At 63.7% G+C, this 20,607-nt stretch carries 21 protein-coding genes and 1 pseudogene; 8 read left to right on the top strand and 14 right to left on the bottom strand.

From position 1 onward, the window contains the following. The first annotated feature begins 7 nt into the window (after positions 1-7). Both H9L16_RS06955 and H9L16_RS06950 read left to right on the top strand, forming a co-directional pair. A complete protein-coding gene (locus H9L16_RS06955) occupies positions 8-889 on the top strand; it encodes an alpha/beta hydrolase (RefSeq protein ID WP_187553798.1) in 882 nt (293 codons plus the stop codon). 249 nt (positions 890-1,138) lie between these two features. Beyond that, on the top strand, positions 1,139-1,348 hold the full coding sequence (locus H9L16_RS06950) for a cold-shock protein (RefSeq protein WP_100321765.1): 210 nt from the start codon (positions 1,139-1,141) through the stop codon (positions 1,346-1,348). Between the two features lie 77 nt (positions 1,349-1,425). Here H9L16_RS06950 and H9L16_RS06945 read toward each other — a convergent pair whose 3' ends face one another. Beyond that, on the bottom strand, positions 1,426-1,818 hold the full coding sequence (locus H9L16_RS06945; RefSeq protein ID WP_187553797.1) for a VOC family protein: 393 nt from the start codon (positions 1,816-1,818) through the stop codon (positions 1,426-1,428). A 270-nt stretch (positions 1,819-2,088) separates the two neighbouring features. On the opposite strand from H9L16_RS06945, the gene H9L16_RS06940 reads away from it, so the two are divergent. Beyond that, on the top strand, positions 2,089-2,400 hold the full coding sequence (locus H9L16_RS06940) for a hypothetical protein (RefSeq protein WP_187553796.1): 312 nt from the start codon (positions 2,089-2,091) through the stop codon (positions 2,398-2,400). A gap of 19 nt (positions 2,401-2,419) precedes the next feature. On the opposite strand, the gene H9L16_RS06935 is transcribed toward H9L16_RS06940, so the two are convergent. Then, positions 2,420-2,845 (bottom strand): MAPEG family protein, encoded by a 426-nt coding sequence (locus H9L16_RS06935; RefSeq protein ID WP_187553795.1) that lies wholly within the window; start codon positions 2,843-2,845, stop codon positions 2,420-2,422. A 213-nt stretch (positions 2,846-3,058) separates the two neighbouring features. Between H9L16_RS06935 and H9L16_RS06930 the strand changes: the two genes are divergently transcribed. Together H9L16_RS06930 and H9L16_RS16325 are read left to right on the top strand one after the other, a co-directional pair. Then, positions 3,059-3,955, top strand: coding sequence for an endonuclease/exonuclease/phosphatase family protein (locus tag H9L16_RS06930; RefSeq protein ID WP_187553794.1), 897 nt, complete (start codon positions 3,059-3,061; stop codon positions 3,953-3,955). 77 nt (positions 3,956-4,032) lie between these two features. Then, positions 4,033-4,155 carry a hypothetical protein gene (locus tag H9L16_RS16325; protein ID WP_267904702.1) on the top strand — a complete coding sequence of 41 codons (123 nt, stop codon included), beginning with the start codon at positions 4,033-4,035 and terminating at the stop codon, positions 4,153-4,155. A gap of 272 nt (positions 4,156-4,427) precedes the next feature. Here the strand turns inward: H9L16_RS16325 and H9L16_RS06925 are convergent, their stop codons facing one another. Further along, a complete protein-coding gene (locus H9L16_RS06925; protein ID WP_187553793.1) occupies positions 4,428-4,781 on the bottom strand; it encodes an FKBP-type peptidyl-prolyl cis-trans isomerase in 354 nt (117 codons plus the stop codon). Positions 4,782-4,890: 109 nt separating this feature from the next. Here H9L16_RS06925 and H9L16_RS06920 point away from each other — a divergent pair, with 109 nt between their 5' ends. Further along, positions 4,891-5,733 carry a DUF6159 family protein gene (locus tag H9L16_RS06920; RefSeq protein WP_187553792.1) on the top strand — a complete coding sequence of 281 codons (843 nt, stop codon included), beginning with the start codon at positions 4,891-4,893 and terminating at the stop codon, positions 5,731-5,733. Positions 5,734-5,790: 57 nt separating this feature from the next. Here H9L16_RS06920 and H9L16_RS06915 read toward each other — a convergent pair whose 3' ends face one another. Next, on the bottom strand, positions 5,791-6,162 hold the full coding sequence (locus H9L16_RS06915) for a hypothetical protein (RefSeq protein WP_187553791.1): 372 nt from the start codon (positions 6,160-6,162) through the stop codon (positions 5,791-5,793). Between the two features lie 450 nt (positions 6,163-6,612). On the opposite strand from H9L16_RS06915, the gene H9L16_RS06910 reads away from it, so the two are divergent. Next, a complete protein-coding gene (locus H9L16_RS06910; RefSeq protein WP_229796662.1) occupies positions 6,613-7,128 on the top strand; it encodes a fasciclin domain-containing protein in 516 nt (171 codons plus the stop codon). 122 nt (positions 7,129-7,250) lie between these two features. On the opposite strand, the gene H9L16_RS06905 is transcribed toward H9L16_RS06910, so the two are convergent. From H9L16_RS06905 to H9L16_RS06860, 10 genes and pseudogenes are all read right to left on the bottom strand, one after another. Next, the gene (locus H9L16_RS06905; protein ID WP_187553789.1) at positions 7,251-7,616 is read right to left on the bottom strand and encodes a hypothetical protein; all 366 of its coding nucleotides are present in this window, start codon (positions 7,614-7,616) and stop codon (positions 7,251-7,253) included. Between the two features lie 176 nt (positions 7,617-7,792). Continuing rightward, on the bottom strand, positions 7,793-8,707 hold the full coding sequence (locus H9L16_RS06900; protein WP_187553788.1) for an OmpA family protein: 915 nt from the start codon (positions 8,705-8,707) through the stop codon (positions 7,793-7,795). 238 nt (positions 8,708-8,945) lie between these two features. After that, positions 8,946-9,491, bottom strand: coding sequence for a cupin domain-containing protein (locus tag H9L16_RS06895; RefSeq protein WP_187553787.1), 546 nt, complete (start codon positions 9,489-9,491; stop codon positions 8,946-8,948). 113 nt (positions 9,492-9,604) lie between these two features. Further along, a complete protein-coding gene (locus H9L16_RS06890) occupies positions 9,605-10,366 on the bottom strand; it encodes a class I SAM-dependent methyltransferase (protein ID WP_187553786.1) in 762 nt (253 codons plus the stop codon). 1,403 nt (positions 10,367-11,769) lie between these two features. Then, complete coding sequence (locus tag H9L16_RS06885; protein WP_187553785.1) at positions 11,770-12,702, bottom strand: hypothetical protein; 933 nt, start codon at positions 12,700-12,702, stop codon at positions 11,770-11,772. A 437-nt stretch (positions 12,703-13,139) separates the two neighbouring features. Beyond that, the gene (locus H9L16_RS06880; protein WP_223158186.1) at positions 13,140-14,339 is read right to left on the bottom strand and encodes a tetratricopeptide repeat-containing protein; all 1,200 of its coding nucleotides are present in this window, start codon (positions 14,337-14,339) and stop codon (positions 13,140-13,142) included. 53 nt (positions 14,340-14,392) lie between these two features. Further along, positions 14,393-14,809: a TIR domain-containing protein gene (locus H9L16_RS06875; protein ID WP_187553783.1), complete on the bottom strand. Its 417-nt coding sequence runs from the start codon at positions 14,807-14,809 to the stop codon at positions 14,393-14,395. Between the two features lie 64 nt (positions 14,810-14,873). Continuing rightward, positions 14,874-15,665: a TSCPD domain-containing protein gene (locus H9L16_RS06870; RefSeq protein ID WP_187553782.1), complete on the bottom strand. Its 792-nt coding sequence runs from the start codon at positions 15,663-15,665 to the stop codon at positions 14,874-14,876. Positions 15,666-15,758: 93 nt separating this feature from the next. Next, positions 15,759-16,370, bottom strand: a complete 612-nt coding sequence (locus H9L16_RS06865; protein WP_187553781.1) for a hypothetical protein — start codon at positions 16,368-16,370, stop codon at positions 15,759-15,761. Positions 16,371-16,483: 113 nt separating this feature from the next. After that, positions 16,484-18,633: pseudogene (locus H9L16_RS06860) on the bottom strand (adenosylcobalamin-dependent ribonucleoside-diphosphate reductase). 459 nt (positions 18,634-19,092) lie between these two features. Between H9L16_RS06860 and H9L16_RS06855 the strand changes: the two are divergent. Further along, positions 19,093-20,538, top strand: coding sequence for a Do family serine endopeptidase (locus H9L16_RS06855; RefSeq protein WP_187553780.1), 1,446 nt, complete (start codon positions 19,093-19,095; stop codon positions 20,536-20,538). Positions 20,539-20,607 lie beyond the last annotated feature (69 nt).

The raw sequence follows: 20,607 nt of genomic DNA, 5'->3' as shown, positions 1-20,607 counted from the left end.
ACGGGCCATGACATCGACAAACCATTCCCCGCGCCGGCGTGGCTGGCTCGGCCCGGCCCTGCTCGCCGCGACCGCATTGCTGACCAGCGGCTGCCTGCGGGTGGCTTTCACCGTAGCCAACCGCGGCCAGCCCCCGGCCGATGCCACCGCGGCCTACGCGCCCGGCGCGCGTCACGGGATCGACATCTACCGCCCTGTCGCGGCCAACGGGCCTGCGCCAGTCGTGGTGTTCTTCTACGGCGGCAGCTGGCAGACCGGTGATCGCGCGGATTACCGCTTCGTCGGCCGCCGCCTGGCCAGCCAGGGACTGCTGGTGCTGGTGGCCGACTACCGCACCTATCCGGCGACCACCTTCCCCGGCTTCGTCGAGGACGGCGCGAGCGCGGTCGCCTGGGCCCGCGCGCATGCCGCGGACTGGGGCGGCGATCCGCGTTGCCTGTTCGTGGCCGGCCATTCCGCGGGCGCACAGATCGCCGCGTTGTTGGCGACCGACCGGCGCTACCTGGAGGCGCACGGCATGAAACCGACCGATCTGGCCGGTACCATCGCGTTATCGGGGCCGCATGATTTCGCGATCACCGGCGATCTTGTGCCGATCTTCGGCGATCGAGCGGAATGGCCGCGGGCGCAGCCGGTGAACTTCATCGATGGCGACGAGCCGGCGTTCCTGCTCGTCCACGGCCTGCGCGACACGGTGGTGGAGGCCCAGGACAGCCGTGAACTGGCCGCCAGACTGGAGCGCGCCAAGGTGCCGGCGACCCTGCAACTGCTGCCGGAAGGCACCCACAGCACGCCGCTGGTGGGGGTTTACGACCCCAAACGTGTGCCCGGGGTATTACCGGCGATCACTCGATTCGTGGCCGCCTGCCGGCCCGTGGAACCGGGCTGAACTGATACCTGGAGCGAGGAATTCACCCCTCGGTTCACAATTAGGTCCAAAAGTGAGGTACGGTGCGCGCACTGTTCAAAGCGGGATCACGGTACATCGTGGCTCCGATGCGTGTCGATCAACAGGTTCCAGGGCCGGCAACGGCCTTTCCAGACGATCTGCTCCATCGCTTCGCGTTACCCCTTGCTCGACAGTCCGGCACCGCATTTCGCGGGCCGTGCCTTTTCCACTGTTCCAAGGAGTAACACCATGTCTGATCGTCAAACCGGTACCGTCAAGTGGTTCAACGACGCCAAGGGCTTCGGCTTCATCACCCCGCAGAGCGGCGATGACCTGTTCGTCCACTTCCGTTCCATCCAGGGCTCGGGCTTCAAGTCCCTGCAGGAAGGCCAGAAGGTCTCGTTCAAGGTTGCGCAGGGCCAGAAGGGCCTGCAGGCCGAAGAAGTCCAGGCCGAGTAAGTTCTACTCGACGCTTGCGCCGCGTGAGCGGCACCAGAACCCCGGGCGGCAACGCCCGGGGTTTTTGTTTGTGCGGATTATTTCGGCCGATACAGCGCGCACAGCTTGTTGCCGTCGGGATCGCGCACGTAGGCCAGGTACAGGCTGCCCATGTTGCTGGTGCGCAGGCCAGGCGGATCCTCGATCGAGATGCCGCCGGACGCCACCGCGACATCGTGGAATTCCTTCGCCTGCTCCGGCGAGCTGCACTTGAAGCCGATGGTCGCGCCATTGGCGCAGGTCGCCGGCTCGCCATCGATCGGCTCGGCCACGCAGAAGGTGCTGCCCGCGTGGCGATAGAACAGCCGCAGGTGCCCGCTCGGCGACTGGTTGCGCAGCGGCGCGCCCGCGCCCAGCACGCCGAGCACGGCGTTGTAGAACGCTTCGGAACGGTCGAGGTCGTTGGTACCGATCATGATGTGATTGAACATGGGCAGGTTCTCGCGTGTTGTGGTGACTACAACGGCAAAGCGTTGATAGGGGAGGAGAACGACGGAGCCGACCGCGCTTCTCCATGCAGACGAAGCTTGCACGCTCGTCATCCGTCGTGCACGCCGCGTCCACATCGCGGCGCGATGCCGGCGGTCCGATCTTCCCGCTCAAGGCCGCCATCGACCGCGGCACGATTCCCGGCCCGCGCATCTGGCCCTCCGGCGCGCGCGGGTGCGCCGTCCGTAAAGATCGACAAGTCCTTCAGCGAGGTGCTGGAGGATTCCGATGGCGCGTTCTTCCTGTCCGCCTATGCACGGCGCGACCGGTTGGTCCTGTTGGGCGACTTCAGTTATTCCGCATCCTCGAAAGACGGGCTGGTCCCGCCGGGTGTGCCTGCGGAAGGCCGCCTGCACCAACGTTCGCTGAGGTTGGCCACGGGCCTGTGCGTGCACCAGGACGAGCGCATCGCGGTGGACCTGTTGGCAGGCCTGCGCCATTGGTCGGTGGATTACCGCGACCGCGGCACGCGCGTGGACGCCACCCTGGCCGGGCCGCTGATCGGTGCCAGCTGGCGCTTTTGATGCAGCCTCGCGGGCACGCCTAGAACACCTGCAGCGCGGCGCGCACCACCAGCGCGAACAACACCAGCGACGACACCGCGAACAGCGCGAAGCGCACCGGGATCACGTTCACCAACGCCTGCCACAGGCTGTGCACCACCCGCAGCGCGACATAGGTCCAGGCCAGCGCGAGCGACACGGTGGACGCATCGCCAAGCACCGCCAGGCTGAGCCCGACCGCGTAGAAGAGGATCGGCTGCTCCAGCAGGTGGTTGTAGTTGTCCGCCTTCCAGCGCACCCGTGGCGGCAGCGTCGCCATCTGCTCGCCACGCGGCAGGTTGCCGTCCAGGCGCATGCGCAGGCGCAGGATCGCCGGGATGCGGGTCGCATACATCCAGCCCCACATCAGTGCCGTCCATGCCACCAGTGCGATGACAGGACCGAGCATTGGCTGCGGATTGGCCATCGTGGGGCTCCGTGACAGGAAGAGATCCAGGGACACAGCGGCGGCGACAATCGCTTGCTCGTCAATGTACATGACCTTGCGCACTGGAGCAGGTGCGGGTCAGCGCGGCAGGATGCTGAATCTGCCTACTCCATCATGCTGCGCTCTGCGTGCTGCCGTCCGCGATCGTGGGTCGCTTCACGCATCGCAAGCCTCAGGTGATTTACTGCACGCATGAAACATCACGCCCTGCTCGCCACGCTCTGCCTGCTCGCCACTTCCTGCACGGGAATTCCCGATCGCGGCATCGAGGCTTCCGCTGCATCGACGATCACCCTGGCCTCCTGGAACATGGAGCACCTGGCCGAACGCAATGGCTCGGGTTGCCGGCCACGCACCGACGCGGACTACGCCGCGATGCGCGACTACGTGGACGCCCTGGCCGCCGACGTGATCGCATTCCAGGAGGTCGAATCGCGCGCGGCCGCCGAACGCGTGTTCGATCCGTCGCGCTACAGCGTGGTGATCGAAACGCGCATCGGCACCGGTCGAAATGGCGAGTGCGGCGGCCGGCCCGGTTTGACGATCAACGCACAACGCACCGGTTTCGCGATCCGCAAGGGACTGGCCTTCGATCGCCTGGCCGACGTGACCGATGTTCAGGTCGGCAATCCCGACCTGCGCTCCGGCGTCGATGTGATCGTCAGGCCCGTCAATGGAACGCCGATTCGCCTGCTGTCCGTGCACCTCAAGGCCGGTTGCAGCGCGGGCGATCGCAACGACGCCTGCGCGACGCTTTTCGAGCAGTTACCGATGCTGGAGCGCTGGATCGACGCGCGCGCGTCCGAAGAGATCCGTTTCGCGGTCCTCGGCGACTTCAACCGTCGCCTGGTGATGCCGGGCGATAAGGTGTGGGCAGACTGGGACGATGCCTTGCCGGCCAACGCCGATCTCGCGCGCGCATCCGGCGACCAATCGGCGCGCTGCAATCCGCGCTACAAGGACTTCATCGACTACATCGTGCTGGATCGCCGGGCCACCGCCGACCAGCTCGACTTCGACGAGAGGACCTTCACCGCCGACCCGTTGAGCGACCATTGCGCGATCACCACGCGTTTGCGCCTGCAGTAAACCGATGCCCGTCCATTCGCTGATTCACGGCGTGTGGACACCGCGATCACGTCGGCTCCACCCGTGCGGGTGGAATGTTGGCATCGACGCCCGAAGAAGATGCCGAGATGGACAGCCTCAGCCTGATGCAGGACACGCCCGGCAGCGATGCGCTGGAAGCGGAACTGGATGCGCTGGAATCGGAGATGCCGAACATCTAGGCGCGCGCCGGCAATGTCTTCGTCCTCGCTGGCGCGTGGGCGGAGCGGCATGACGCCATCGTCTCCGCCACGCCTGCAGCATCGCTTGAACGGGTGGAAGCGCGCCTGCGTCGCATCGGGATCCGCTGGGGCATGATGCCCGGCGTACGCATGACCGCGCAGTTCCCGGCGCTGCCACCGGCAGGCGACACGTTCGATTCCTGACCCAGGCACCGCTCCAGCCCGGGACACCGCTGGTGCCCCGGGACGCTCAGGGCAAGCCGGCTGCCGCGTCAGGCACCCAGCAATTCAACGTCGAACTTCAAGGTGGCATTCGGCGGGATCACGCCACCCGCGCCGCGCGTGCCGTACCCCAGGCTGGCCGGGATGATCAGGGTGCGCTGGCCGCCTTCCTTCATGCCCTGCACGCCTTCGTCCCAGCCCTTGATCACCATTCCGCGGCCGAGCGGGAAGATGAAGGGTTCGTCGCGATCCTTGCTGGAATCGAACTTCCCGCCTTGCTCGCCGTTCTCGAACAGCCAGCCGGTGTAGTGGACGGTGACGTTGCGGCCGGGCTGCGCTTCGGCACCGCTGCCGACGACGGTGTCTTCGAACTGCAGGCCGGAGGCCGTGGTGGTGAATGCCATGGGAGGTTCCTTTTGGGGTGGTGATGGTCGTGACCCGCAGTTTAGCCGCAGCGGAAACAGGGTACCTCCGGCATACTCCGCTCACGATTTTCCGTTCTGGAGAACTGCCATGTTCGAGCGCTTTTCCCGCAGTTGGGGCCTGATCAAGGCCAGTGCCGGCGTGCTGGCCAAGGACAAGGAACTGCTGGTGTTCCCGCTGCTGTCGGCGATCTGCACGCTGATCGTGGCGGCGGCGTTCCTGTTGCCGGCGTTCGGCCTGGGCGCACTGGACGGACTGCGCGAGGGCGGCATGTCGGCGACGGCCTACGCGCTGGCCTTCCTGTTCTACCTGGTGCAGTACTTCGTGATCTTCTTCTTCAACTCGGCGCTGGTCGGCGCGGCGATGATCCGCCTGGACGGCGGGGACCCGACCGTGCGCGACGGCCTGCGCATCGCCGGCAGCAAGGCGATGCCGATCCTGGGCTATGCCGCCATCGCCGCGACCGTGGGCATGGTGTTGCGCGCGATCCAGGAGCGCGCCGGCTTCCTCGGCAGGATCGTCGCGGGCCTGATCGGCGTGGCCTGGACGCTGGCCAGTTTCCTGGTGGTGCCGGTGCTGGTATCGCGCGACATCGGCCCGCTGGACGCGGTCAAGGAAAGCGCGTTGCTCCTGAAGAAAACCTGGGGCGAGAACCTGATCGGCCAGGGCGGCGTGGGGCTGGTGTTCGCCTTCATCTTCTTCGCGCTGATCATTGCCGGCGCTGCGGCGATCGTCGCCGTGGCGATGACCGGCAGCGGCGTGCTGATCGGGTTGGTGGTGGCCGTCGTGATCGCCGCATTGCTGCTGGCGGCGCTGGTGCAGGCCGCGCTGTCCGGGATCTATTCGGCCGCGTTGTATCGCTATGCAATGGGCGCGGGCGACAGCGAAGGCTTCGATGCGCAATTGCTGGGGCAGGCGTTCCGCGTCAAGTAAGCGCAGGACGACAGGCGAGGGAATCGGCGCATCGATTCCCTCGCCGCCATTCCAGGGTCACTCGGCGTCGATGTCGATGCGCACGCCCTGCACGGTGTTCTCCACCACGGTGACCACGAAGTCGCCCTCTCCGCCCTGCTTCTTCAGCAGCACGTCCTCGCCATCATCGACCTCGACGTTGTAGTGGTCGCTCGCCACCGCCTGCAACGCAGCGCCGACGTCGCGGGCCACGTCGTTCTCGGCACGGCCATTGACGACCTCCGCCACTGCGCGGATCGGCTCGCCCTTGGCCGGCGCGACCTGCAGGACGATACGGCCGGCGCTCTCGGCATTGCCGCTGAACTCGACGCGCCACTTGTTCTCCACGCCATCGGCGCTGGCGGTGGACATGGCCAGCATCAGGCCGGCTGCGATGATCAACTTCTGCATGTCATGGTCTCCTTCCGAATGGAGGCGTATCGATACCGACCCCGCGGTGATTGCGTGGTGAGGCAGTCGCGTGTGGTGTCGGCAATGTTCAGGCAGATGCGCGTGGCCACTCAGCAAAGACGCGTGTCGCTGCGCGCATCCAGGCATGTGCGTGCTTCATGACGCCGCATGCACGTTCATGAGCGCCAACGGAACCTTCACCTGGCGCAACGCATTTCCGAACGCCGCCGATGCATCCGCCTTGCACGCGCCTTCGTATCGTCACTACGCACGCCCGGCCGAGAGCCGCAACGGCGGGCGTCCCTCACTTACTTACGGAGAATGCCGATGAAGCCGCACCTCACCCTGCCGATCGCCATCGCCACCGCGCTTGCGCTGGCCGCCTGCAGCGCGGCCGAGCCCCCCGCGCCCGCCGAACCGCCCGTGGCGACCGAAACCCCGGCCACGCCGATGCCGGCAGACCCGATGCCCGCGACCCCGGCCAATCCCAGCGTCGGCGGTGCCGCGATGGACGCGGGCAAGGACATCGTGACCAATGCCTCCGCCGCGCCGAACCTCAGTACGTTGGTGGCCGCGGTGAAGGCCGCCGATCTGGTCGCCACCCTGCAGGGCGCAGGTCCGTTCACCGTGTTCGCGCCCACCGATGACGCGTTCGCCAAGCTGCCCGCGGGCACCGTGGATGGGCTGTTGAAGCCGGAGATGAAGGCCGACCTCGCCGGCCTGCTGACCTACCACGTGGTCGCAGGCAACGTGGATGCCGCAGCCCTCACGCAACAGATCGAGGTCGGCGGCGGCAGCGCCACACTGACCACCGTGCAGGGTGCCATCCTGACCGCCATGTCGGATGGCGCGGGCGGCATCACCCTGACCGACGGCAAGGGCGGCACCGCCAAGGTGACCACCGCCGATGTGCGCCAGAGCAATGGCGTGGTGCACGTGATCGACAGCGTGCTGATGCCGAAGTAACCGCGTTCCGCCTCCTTCGTGGCGGCATCCGTGCGGGCGGCTTCGGCCGCCCGTTTCCATGCGGCGGGTTTGATGCACGTGCGGACTCAGTCAGTGAGTTCCGACACGTGTTCGCGGCCTTCTCAGCCGGGAATATCGAACGCCCAGCTGCTTATCTCGCCGTCGATCTCCCGCTCGTCGGAGAACTTCAGCGAGACCCGATCACCCTGCGGTTGCAGTCGTTCCAGACGTGCCTTGTCGCCCGGGAAGTCGAGCAGGCCATTGATGTTGTCGGTGTGGCTGGGCTCGGCGATGCCGTAGGCCATGACGTAATAGTTGCGCACGTTGGCCCGCTCCAGCGCGCCCTCATGGCTCAACTTCACGGTGACGACGGGATAGCGATCCGGATAGTCGGCGGTACGCTTGTCCATCAGCGGCATCCCGGGCCACGTGGACGATGCCAGCACCGCGGCGCGTTCTTCCACGGTCAGTGCGGTAGGCGTGAGCATCAGCGATGGATAACCCGGGATCTTGCCGATTCCACTGCTGCATGCCCGTGACATGCGTAGCCAAGGGTTGTCCGCGATGCCTTTGCGGGAAATTGTCCCTGACACCGTTTTCGTACCCCAGGGACGGAGAGAGTTGACCGCTTGACGCTCTCCGTCCCGGTTTGTCGTTTGCCGGGTCAGCGCACGATCATCTCCACCCGCCGGTTGCGCGCCTTGTTGACGATGCTGTCGTTGGCGACGACAGGTCGCGACTCCCCCGCGCCGATGCTCTGCATGCGTTGCCTGTCCAGGCCGGCCTCGGCTGCCATGAAATCCAGGACCGACTGTGCTCGCCGTTGCGACAGCGCCAGATTCATCGCCGCGTCGCCATCGCTGTCGGTGTGGCCCTCGATGCGGATGGGGCCAGTGCCACTGCGCGCCTTGACCAGGCCGGCCACCCTGAGCAGCTCATCGCGTGCAGCGGGCTTCAGTTCGGCCGACCCGACATCGAACAGCACGGCGCTGTCCAGCGACAGCCGCATCGCCGAGCCGACCGCCGCGACCGCGTCGATATCGGCGCCAGGGTAGCGACCCGCGCAGTCGGTGCTGGCATTGCGCATGCGCACGAAGCGATAGCTCTGGTCGTCCTTGATCAGGCCTTCGAGTTCGAGGTCGGAGCGCGCGCCCTCGACCCGCCCCACCTCGATCCATGTTTCGCCATCGATCGACACCGCGACGTCGGTGGCCTCCACATCCGGCCCCACCTCGAAGATGTACAGATCGGGCCCGGCGGACTGCACCAGCGCGTTGTCGTCGAAGCGCACCACCAACTCGCCATCGCAACCCAGCGCGAGGAATCCCGGTGCAGAGGGCATCGTGTAATCGGGCTTGCCCAGCGTGTGTCCGGGCTTGGCGGCCGTGCCAGCCGCGGCCCGCTTGCCCGGCTTGAACGACACCACCGCATCCGCGAACGAGCTTTCACCCTGCTTGAGGCAGACCTCACGCGTGCCTTCACCGTAGCGAAGCCCTTTGCAGGATTCCTGCGCCGCCACGGCGGGCGTCGTGGACGTGGCGGCAAGTGCGAGCAGCAGAGCAGTCAGCAGACGATGCATCGATGGAACCTCCATTGGCGGGTCAGACACGCGTTACAGGAACGGGAACATGAGTCGGCGTCGCGTCGCACGTTCACCAGGGCGCGGATCATCTTTGCCCCGCCTTCGTTACGCAGTTCGCGCGGCATGTCGGTCATTGCGTCAAGCAACGGCTTGGCGTGCTTCTTTGCCGGTTTGTCGCCGACATCGACCAAGGGAAATCGTCGCTGACACCTTTTTGCAAACGGAACGTTCGTGGCTACTCCGGCATCGGCGGTGGCGCCAGCCAGCGCGGATAGCGCCGCACGATCCCGAGCAAGCGCTCCTGGAACCCCGCATCGCTGCGCTGGATGGATTTCGCCAGTTCCACGCGATCGAGGAAGAACTGCTCGAATGCGCCGGGCGAGAGCGTGACCAGCAACCGCACCGGGCGATCATCGGCGCTGCCCTGCGCATGCACCGTCCCGCGCGGGATGTGGATGAAGGAGCCGGCCGGCAGGCGATGGCTGCGCCCGTCGATCTGCAGCGCCAGCGTCCCGTCGAGCACGTAAAAACTCTCGTCCATCTCCGGGTGCACATGCGCCGGCGTGCGATACGGCGGGTGCTCGGTGAGCTCCACCACCGAGAAGCGCCCCTCGGTGGCGGACGACGGCACCAGCACGCGCAGCGTGCCTGCATCGTAGGGCTGCGCCGGGATATCGACGGCAATCACCGGTTGCGGTCCGGCGAACGCCGACTGCGCGCTCGCCCCCGGTGCGAACGAGAGAAGCAGCAACGCAAGGCTGGCGGCGAAACGGAAGGGCATGGTCGTCTCCTCGATCAATGCATCTGCCAACGAAAGAGCGCGCCAGAGCCCGGCCACTTGCTGCATCGATTCAAACGGGAATGTTCCTCGACCCCTCTTCCCGCTCCAGCGCATCACTCGGCCTTGCGAAACACCACCACGTGCTGCCACGGCAGCGAGTCCGCGGTGCGCTCCCATGCAAGGCCATGCCGGGTGACTTCGCGGCGGATCTGCGCCTGGCTCATCTTGTGCACCGGCTTGATGGGGACGGCATCGTCCTCGGCGCGGTATTCCACCAGCACCAGCCGCCCGCCGGGTTTCAGCGCAACCACCAGCGCATCGAGCATCTCCGCCGGGTACGCAAGCTCGTGGTACACGTCGACCATCAGCGCCAGGTCGATGCTGCCGGGCGCCAGCCCGGGATCGCGTTCGCCACCCAGCACCGGCACCACGTTGGCAAGCCCCGGCTGCGCCGCCACGCGCTCCAGCATGGCCACCATCTCCGGCTGCACGTCCACTGCGTACACGCGCCCGGGCGCGACCATCGGCGCCATGCGCCGCGCATGCCAACCCGTCCCCGCGCCGATGTCGGCCACCTGCATGCCCGCCGCCAGGCGCAGCTCCTTGAGCAGCACGCTGCCGCGCTCCTCGCGTTCGCGTTCCTCGCGCTCCAGCCACGCCGCGCCCTGCCAGCCCATCACCGACGCAATCTCGCGGCCCATGTAGGCCTTGCCGATCCCGTCTGCGCTGCGTGGGACCTGCGTGTAGCCGTCGGCTGCAACTGTCGCGTCGCCTGCGCGGGCCTGCGGCACCTGCGCCTCGCGTTCGAGGGGACAGCCGGAGGCGAGCACAGGCAGGCACAGGGCGAAGAACAGCGCGTTGAGGGTTCGAGGCATGCGCCGATCCTAGCGGCGCGCTCTGGAGCATGCCTTCACGCAGATCGCGATGCGGCGATGAAGGCACACGTCGCTACGCAACGAGGTTTCCGCTGATGCCTGGGAAGACAGGAAATTGTCCCTGACACCTTTTCTGGAGAAAAATCGGCTCTGACTCGTGTTTCCTCATTCTTTTACTTGGCTCGGTAGTGAACTATTCACATTGCGGGCTGGCCAAGACACAACAGAGACTAACGCCGGAACGATTCGCCAGCAGACGACATCTCCTGGGGAGAGATACGAATGCGCACAGTAGTTGCTCTAGTTTTTTGCCTGTCGACGACAAGTTGCGCCACCTTTCAAGGGCGGCATAGCCCGATGTGGCCTTGGCCCAAAGCCACCCACCCGTGCGTAGCAGAGACGTGCACAACTCGCGAAGCTCTCAGCGCATTTATGGCGTCAACTATGTACTGTCGTGAAGTGCACAATTGGTACGAAGCGGATGGCAGCAGAACGGGGCTTGCGCAAACCGGGATTGGCACATTTGGAGTCATTGCCGGCACTGTCGCCGCCCCGCTGAGCACTGGAAATGCCGCGAAGGCATGGGCTGGTCTGTCTGGTGCCACAAATGCCATGCAGTCATCGATCCGGGACAACTTGTCCGGCTCGCTCGCAGTGAAGCGCACCAAAGCGGTTTTGGATGCAACCACAACTGGACAAGGCGAATTTTCGGCTGAGCTTGATCCCAACAAGCAAGTGCTCATTGCGATAAACATGGCAGTCTCTTGTGCGATGGCACCCGCAGCCGCTGATGGGGCTGCGATGAGGGCGTTGTCGGGTGCTTCGCCTAGCCCTTGATCGATCTGCGGTGAAACACGTTTGAACGTCGCCTCAATAGATCCTCAGCTGAGCAACAATTCGTATCGCTGAAGTGCGGGCTTCTCTACGTCGCAACAACCTGCAATAGCGGGTTCCTGGGATTCAAGCTCCGCCGGGAGCGAGGGCTGGGACATACGATTCCTATTTCCGGCACCTGTCGGGGGTTATCTAGGTTTGAGTCTTCGACCTGGCGCCAGGCGTAGCCGCCACTGGCGGCGGAGACTGAGGGAGCCAAACCCTTTGCTGCACTGCTACCCCATACACTCCGCGGGCACTTACGCAGATCTGCGGTCTGCGGCATAACCACTCTGCCAACCGCGATGTCGGGAGCTCTCTCATCCCAAGGGACGGGAGCCGAGATTCCGGAGGGAAAAGGCGACTCTGACACGTGTTCTACTGCAAATAGAAGTTACCCGGTCGCCGAAGGCGGACGGAAGCTCTGCTTGTTCCAGACATGCGAAAGGCGGGACATGCCCGCCTCAAGAAAAGTCGACCCCGACCCCTGTTTTTCCTTAGATCGAAATGCCTCGCAAAGCTAACGCGTCTCAGTTCAAGTTCTCGAACCCCTCGCCCGGACCTGCCGGCGTGGTTGGCCTTTCCAGCGTCAGGAGACAGTCGAACATCGGACGCATGGTTTCCCAAGGCAGCCGTTGTGCCCGGGCTCGCACTAACGCGCGCCCAACGTCCACTACGTTCCCTGGCTGCTGAAAATCCGCCATGAACTTGGCACGGCTGTCAGCCTCTTCATGTGCTTCGTGATCCTGCTGACTGTAGGAATGGAACGCGAGGATCGCACCTGGCGCTTCAACACTAATGTCACCCGCATAACAACGCGCGCTCCCGCTGGACTCCTCGCGCGCGGCGTGCCCGGCTGCGTAGCTATCTTCCAACGCATGAAGCAATGACCCGAACGCAACGTCGCTTACACGCCCCCGCAATCCGCCACTCGCACCCTGCGTGTATAGATCAAGCAGGCGCCAGTCGGTTTTTCCAAATGCCGCCACGATGGTTTGGTTGGACGTGATGCTTTTCAGCCTTGTATCCAACGTGTATTCGCCAAGCGCAGAGCGCCAGGTGAATTCGAACCAGTCCATCAATCGCTGCTTTGTGTCTCGCGCAAGCTCGCCGTTTCGGCTGGCCATCGCGTGAAGAAATTGAAGGTCACCGAAGTGGGTGCGATAAAGCATTGCGTCGCCTGGACCGTACTTCGCGCCTTTGGCGGCGCGCTTTTCCGCATCACGGAACAGGCTTACCCAACAATTTGGCTGCGTCTCAAAACGGATAGTCGACGCGGTCTGACACCCCATGCCTCGCGCCTGCTGCGCTGTCATGCGAAAGGGTGGATCGTCATTCCATCGCACGCCGGAGAGCACTGCAGCAGGCGCCTGGGTGGCCTCAGCACCGGCGCACACATCGCCATTGCATCCGTAGATTCTGTTCGTAGCTTCTTCGTGGACCGGTTCAGTCAACAGCGGCATGCCGCGCGCAGCGATGTAAGAAAGCGCCGCTGTCCAAGAACTATTTGTGATTCCGGCCAGTCGACGTTCTTCGGCTGAGGCCTTGGTTGCTAGTTTGTAAGCGTATGCAGGCGTTGCAAGCACAGCTAAAGCGGCTACACATAACGAAGCTCTACGCGCAAAAGTGTGCATTGGTCACTCCACTTGTCGACTTACGTTAACTGCTTTGAGTGCTCCGCCCCGCATCAAAGTCGACGCTGACCCTTGGTTCGTGGCAAGAATGGTGGCGGCGGATGCGGCCGCGGAATACCGCGTCTGCGACGCACATGTCAGTGCAACGCTGAACACGGGGGCATCGGACACCCTGGGCTAAGCAGGTACATGCCTGCCTTTGAGGAAAGTCGACTCTGACCCCTGTTTTCTGGCCTCAAGAAAGGTCGACTCTGACCCCTGTTTCGCTATGTGCTCCGGTCTCGCTGAGCAGCGACCTTCCCTTCTTCGAAAGACTGCACTTCCCAATCCGCTGGCAGTTCATTACGAAATTCATTTTCCGCTGCGCGAGCCTCATCCAAGCGCCCGAGTGCCAAGTAGGAATTCGCAAGCGTTGCAAATATCCACTTCCTATCGCTGCGATCCTGAAATGTGTCAGCTGCCGTTATAGCGGTTAAAAGCGCAACGATTTCGTGACGCGTACGCTCAGCTGAAACCCTATAAAAGATTCTTTCAGCCCCAGTCGATTGGTCGGCTAAAAGGTCATAACAGAGAGCGAGATTCTCGCCGTTGTAGTAGTCGCGTCGAATCTCGAATCCACGACGATAAAACTTGGTTGCACGTTCCAGCTGAACAACATCTTTTGTCTCTTGCCAAAGACGCTTATGGATAGCGCCAGCCAGCCCCGTCGTCTCTGGGTCGTTGGAGTCATCAGGGCCTAATTGATCGACAATTCGCAAAGCATCGATTAAGGCTGACAACTTAGAAGGCTTAGACGCCTTATAAGTACTCAGAGCCAGTCGTTGCAGGATGTATGTGTCATCTGGCCGAAGTTCTCTAGCCGAAGAAAATGCAACTACCGCTTTTTCGAAATCGCTCTGGTCAATTGCATTTTGCCCATCGTCTAGGAGTGCAGTGATGCGCGTTTGTGCGTCTTCGGCGGCGTCAAGGAGATCTTCGTACTCCTCATCTGTTAAACGTGGCTGCTGAAGCTTCGGAAGAAATGTGTAAACGGGACTATCCGGGCGATTTGAGTTCGTTGTAGCTTCAATGAGGAGCCCTAAATCCGCTTGCGCCCGACGCGCCTCACGTGAGCCTATGTCATCCCCTAAATGTTCATATTCAAACGTGTTTACGTGATTCAGATCGAAGTGAAGGCGGCCCTTCGACTCTTTTATGATGATTGTCGATCGCGGGCGCAGCGCATGCCTTACACCAAGTTCGTACACAGCGTTTACATTGCCCGTCGAAATATCTGCAATAACCAGGTCTGCTCGTAAAAGCATTTCATACATCGGCAGATCGATGAGCCCCGAGTGCGAAATCTTGTCAGCTCGGATGCAACGGTACCCCTTAGCCTCAGCGGCTGGAGAGATGATTTCGCTGAAAGTTGCATCGAGATCCAAGGTTCGACCCGACTCGTAGTCTGTCTTGCGGCCGAAACCCATTACTACGAAGCAAACTGGCTGCCTAGGTGCGTTCATTAGTGTGGCCGCTTTACCTAGTAATTATTAGTGGCACCGTTGAGAGCGTCGATGATTCGATCGCGCTCAAAGCTGGTCGCCCACGAAGCTCCGCATCCCAGTAGACCAGCCGGACATATGTTCGCTTTAGCGAGTTTCACTGCAGCAATCTTAAGCTTCGTATCGGTATCTTTTGCTCGGTCGATTTCCCACTTCATCCATTTACTCTCGTTCGACTTTTCGCCGACGAGTACAAGTAGATGGGTGGATTCCTTCATTTTCTTTGTAAGTGCTGTCTTAATTGCCGCCGCATCGGTACTGTCGATGGCAACATTGGGGCTTCGATTGTCGAATTCAAAATCGAACGATGGGTTCGCATCCCATGCACACAAGAGGTATTTGTAGACAGCGTCCTCGGAATGATCGTAGCTGATAAAAACTTTGTGCTTTGCCATAGCCGTATCCCCATTGAACACAGGCCAGACGAGTGCCTGGCCGTAAAAGCGTGTTACTGCGAGATCACCCGCACTTCGAATACCCACAATTCAAACAAGTCGCACACCCGTCCATCAGGACCAGCGCCTTGGTCGAACACTTGTGGCACATCGTCGCGGTCGGCGGGAAACTCGCGCCGTCGCCGGTGACTTCGATCTCTTCCTGGTGGTCCGCGGTGGAGTCGGCGATCACGCCGGCGACCGGGGTCACGTCAGAGTTTTTTTTTGAGCCCAGCTTGGAGAACGCCGCGCGCTTCTCCGCGATCAGCGCGCGGGTCGCGTCGCTCATCTCCGGGTCGTGCATCATGCCGATCGACTTCAGGTGGTCCTCGATGATCATGCCGAGCTCGGCGACCAGCGACGGCATGTACACGCCACCGGCCTTGAAGTAGCCGCCCTTCGGGTCGAACACGGCCTTCATTTCCTCGACCAGGAAGGTCACGTCGCCGCCCTTGCGGAACACGGCGGACATGATCCGGGTCAGCGCCACGATCCACTGGAAATGCTCCATCGACTTGGAGTTGATGAAGATCTCGAACGGACGGCGGTGTTCATGGTCGCTGCCGGCATTGAGCACGATGTCGTTGATGGTCACGTACATGGCGTGTTCGACCAGCGGCGACTTGATCTTGTAGGTGCTGCCGATCAGCACTTCCGGGCGCTCGATGCGCTCGTGCATCTGGATGACGTCGGCGACCGGCAGGTCGGCCTCCGCCTGGGCGCGACTGACGGAGTCGACCTTGACCGCTTCCTTCGCCTTGTCCTCGGGGGTGACGACGGCGTAGCCCTTGATTTTCTTTTCGATCCTGACGGCCATGTGTGTTCCGGTTTCCGTGCTGTCTTGTTGTTATGGGTATTTGCGTTGCGAATCCATCCGCCCGGCGCGACGCCGGGCGGACGTGGTGCGTGCTTACTTCTTCTTCGTTGCCTTCTTGGCGGCTTTCTTCGCCGGCGCCTTCTTGGCCGCGGACTTCTTCATTGCCTTCTTTGCCGCGGACTTCTTGGCCGGTGCCTTCTTCGCAGCTGCCTTCCTGGCGGGTGCCTTCTTGACCGCCTTCTTCACTGCCGCTTTCTTGGCCGTGGCTTTCTTCGCGACCTTCTTGACCGCCTTCTTCACTGCCGCTTTCTTGGCGGTGGCTTTCTTGGCGACTTTCTTGGTTGCCTTCTTGCCAGCGGCCTTCTTGGCGGGTGCCTTCTTGGCGGCCTTCTTGCCGGTCGCCTTCTTCTTCAGGCTGGCCACTTCCTTCTTGGCATCGGCGCTGGCGGCGGCGAGCTTCTTCTTCGCGTTGGCAACGGTCTTCTTGACCGCCTTGCTGGCCTTCTCGGTGCGCTTGGCCACGGCTTTCTTGGCGCTGGCGACCGAGGACTTCACCGATTTCTCGGCGGACTTCGCGGCCTTCTTCGCCTTCGCCACGGTGGCGCTGGCAGTGTTGGCCACGGCACCACCGATCTCGGACGCTTTCTCTTTCACGCTTTCTGCGGCATCGGACAGCGTGGCCGCCACTCCATTTCCATTGCTCATGAAGCCCTCCTGTAGGGCATTGGTTGGTGGGTATTACAGCGCGATCCTATACCTGCTTGCGGCGTGCGTGCAGCGTGACGAATCGTGACTGCCGCGTCCGCCGCAGGGCGCGGTCAGAACTTGCCGTAGTAACCCTCTTTCAACGCGTCGAAGAGATTGGCGGCGGTGTGCATTTCGCCGTCGTATTCGATCTGCTCGTTGCCCTTGACCTCGACCACGCTGCCGTCTTCCAGCTCGAAGCGGTAGGTGGTGTTCTCGAGGTCGGCGTCCTTGACCAGCACGCCCTGGAAGGCGGCCGGGTTGAAGCGGAAGGTGGTGCAGCCCTTCAGGCCCTGCTCGTGGGCGTAGCGGTAGATGTCCTTGAAGTCCTCGTACGGGTAGTCCGTGGGGACGTTCGCGGTCTTGGAGATCGAGGAATCCACCCACTTCTGCGCGGCGGCCTGCACGTCCACGTGCGCCTTCGGGTGATGTCGTCGGCGCTGATGAAGTAGTCCGGCAGCCTGGCCGCGGCGTCTTCGGCGTACGGCATCGCCTTCGGGTTGACCAGTTCGCGATAGGCCAGCAACTCGAACGACCAGACGTCGACCTTTTCCTTGGACTTCTTGCCTTCGCGGATCACGTTGCGGCTGTAGTGGTGGGCGAAGCTGGGCTCGATGCCGTTGCTGGCATTGTTGGCCAGGCTCAGGGAAATCGTGCCGGTCGGCGCGATCGAGCTGTGGTGGGTGAAGCGCGCGCCCACCTCCGCCAGTTCCGCGACCAGTTCCGGGGCGACCTCGGCCACCCGCTGCATGTAGCGGCTGTACTTCGCGTGCAGCACCTTGCCGCTGATCTGCTGGCCCAGCGTCCAGCCGTCCTTCACCATTTCCGGGCGCTTGCGCAGCATCTCGGCGGTGACCTCGAACACCTCGTCCATGATCGGCGCGGCGCCCTTTTCCTTGGCCAGCGCCAAGCCCATTTCCCAGCCGGCGACAGCCATGTCGCGGGCGATGCGCTCGGTGAACTCGCAGGATTCCTTGCTGCCGTACTTCATCTGCAACATGGTCACGGTGCTGCCCAGGCCGAGGAAGCCCATGCCGTGGCGGCGCTTGCGGGCGATCTCGTCGCGCTGCTGCTGCAACGGCAGGCCGTTGACCTCGACCACGTTGTCCAGCATGCGGGTGAACACGCGGACGACTTCCTTGTATTCCTCCCAGTCGAAGCTGGCCTTGTCGGTGAAGGGATGCTTGACGAACTTGGTCAGGTTGATCGAGCCGAGCAGGCAGGCGCCGTACGGCGGCAGCGGCTGCTCGCCGCAGGGATTGGTGGCGCGGATGGTCTCGCACCACCAGTTGTTGTTCATCTCGTTGACGCGGTCGATCAGGATGAAACCGGGCTCGGCGTAGTCGTAGGTGGACACCATGATCATGTCCCACAGGTGGCGGGCACGGATCTGGCCGTAGATCTTGCAGGCCACCAGGCCGTCCTCGCGGGTGATGTAGCCGGCGTGGGTCGGCCACTCGCGCCAGACCACCTGGGCGGGGTTGGCCAGGTCGATCTCGTCGGCTTCCTTCACTGCCACCGGGAACACCAGCGGCCAGTCGGCGTCGGTCTTGACTGCGTCCATGAAGCCGTCGGTGATCAGCAGCGACAGGTTGAACTGGCGCAGGCGGCCGTCTTCGCGCTTGGCGCGGATGAAGTCCTTGACGTCCGGGTGGGCGATTTCGAAGGTGCCCATCTGCGCGCCGCGACGGCCACCGGCCGAAGACACGGTGAAGCACATCTTGTCGTAGATATCCATGAACGACATCGGCCCGCTGGTGTATGCACCGGCACCGGCGACGAACGCGCCACGCGGGCGCAGCGTGCTGAATTCATAGCCGATGCCGCAGCCGGCCTTCAGGGTCAGGCCGGCCTCGTGGACCTTGTCGAGGATGCCGTCCATCGAGTCGGTGATGGTGCCGGACACGGTGCAGTTGATCGTGCTGGTCGCCGGCTTGTGTTCCTGCGCGCCGGCATTGCTGGTGATGCGGCCGGCGGGAATGGCACCGCGGCGCAGTGCCCAGGCGAAACGCTCCATCCAGTATTGCTGCAGCTCGGCGGTGGATTCGGCTTCGGACAGCGCCTTGGCCACGCGCTGGTAAGTGCCGTCGATGTCGGCATCCAGGGCCACGCCCTGCTTGGTCTTGAGGCGGTACTTCTTGTCCCAGATGTCCAGCGAGGCCGGCTGCATCGGGATGTCCTGCTTTGCGTCCGTGGCCACTGCTTCCAGCCTCACCGTGCTCATGCCTGACGACTCTCCTGTCCTGTTGCGCGTGCGCGGCGGGGCCGCGTCGTGATCGATATGCGTCGCCTGCGGCGAATTCCGCCGGCAACGATGCATGCCGCGCGCTGCGCGCAGCCTGCATGTCATTGGTTTTCCTGGCGTTGCCGCCGAACTCCAGCCTCGTCACGCGCCGCTCCCCGACGTCGTTCCTGCCAAGCCTTGCGTCCCTCCCCGGGCACAAGTCTTGGGCCTGTTCGACGAGCTTGACCACAAGATGTAGTGGCTCGCCAGCAAACGAAGGTACCCAGCGTGCCCGGGCAAGTCAACGCCAAATTTTGTCGAAAACCACTTGCAAAGCGGGGGTGCCGGCTGACACGCGCATCCCGCCGCGGTTTCACCGAAGATTCAAGCGCGCCGGGGGAAAGTGTGAATGCGCACCGACCGGTGCATCCCCCTGATTCATCCCGGAGTCGTCCCGCAATGCAGCACGCCCCGAGCACCGCCCGCCGCACCCTGCTGGCCCTGACCGCTGCCGCCGCCTTCGGTGGATTCGCCGCCACCGGCCTCGATCTGATGCTGGACGCGCCCGCCGGTGCGCAACCGCCCCCCAGCACTGCAACCGTGCCGGCCGCTGGCGCGCTGCCGACCGCGGTCAACGGCGTGCCGGTGCCGTCGCTGGCACCGATGTTGAAGAAAGTCCTGCCGGCGGTGGTCAGCGTCACCAGCAAGCAGCGCGTCCGGGTCAACACGCCGTTCGGCGACGACCCGGTGTTCCGCCGGATGTTCGGCATCCCGCAGGAACGCATCGCCCAGTCGCTGGGCTCCGGCGTGATCATCGACGCCCAGCGCGGCCTGGTGCTGACCAACAACCACGTGATCGAGAACGCGGACGAGGTCGAGGTGATGCTGGCCGACGGCCGCAAGCTCAAGGCCGAGTTCATCGGTGGCGATGCCGATACAGACGTGGCGCTGATGCGCATCCCGGCGCAGGACCTGACCGCGATCCCGATGGCGAACAGCGACGGTCTGCAGGTCGGCGACTTCGTGGTGGCGATCGGCAACCCGTTCGGCTTCAGCCAGACCGTGACCTCGGGCATCGTCTCGGCGATCGGCCGCAACAACCTGCCCGGCGCGGGGTTCCAGAATTTCATCCAGACCGATGCCTCGATCAATCCCGGCAACTCGGGCGGCGCGCTGGTCAACCTCAACGGCCAGCTGATCGGCATCAATACCGCCAGCTACAACCGGCAGGGCTCGATGGCCGGCAACATCGGCCTGGGTTTCGCCATCCCGGTGAACCTGGCCAACAACATCAAGGATCAGTTGCTGGCCGGCGGCGTGGTCCGTCGCGGCACCCTGGGTATCGATACCCAGGACGTGGACGCCAAGATCGCCCGCGCGCTGGGGCTGGGCGAAACCCGCGGCGCGGTGGTGACCCGGATCTATCCCGGCTCCGCCGGTGCAGCCGCCGGATTGAAGGTCGGCGACGTGATCCTGGCCGCCAACGGCGACCACATCGACAACGCCGAGGCACTGCGCAATTTCCAGGGCCTGCAACCGGTCAATGCGCGGGTCACCCTGGACGTGCGCCGTGACGGCAAGCCGCTGCAGCTGGCCACCAGCCTGCGCGAAGCGCCGAAGGCGTTGCAGGGCGCGCAGCTGGACGAACGCCTGGGCGGTGCCAGCTTCGCCGAGCTGCCGGAATCGCTGCGCCGTCAGGGGCTGGCCGGTGTGCTGGTCGAAGAGGTGCAGCGCGGCAGCCGCGCGGCGCAGAATGGGCTGCAACGCGGCGACGTGGTACTGGCCTCGAGCGGCGGCAATTTCAGCGACCTGACCGGCTTCCGCGCGGCGGTTTCGGCGCAACCGCAACAACTGGTATTGCGCGTGCTGCGCGGACGCAACAGCGGCCAGCTGGTGATGCGCTGATCGGCATCGCGCCATGACGGTCGCATCACGTGGACGATGCGAGCCTGCATCTTCGTTAAAGATGGTTCG

The organism is Thermomonas carbonis, from assembly GCF_014396975.1.
Lineage (GTDB): Bacteria > Pseudomonadota > Gammaproteobacteria > Xanthomonadales > Xanthomonadaceae > Thermomonas > Thermomonas carbonis.
The sequence above is the reverse complement of the archived record's forward strand: the minus strand, read 5'-3'. Positions and strand labels throughout refer to the sequence as shown.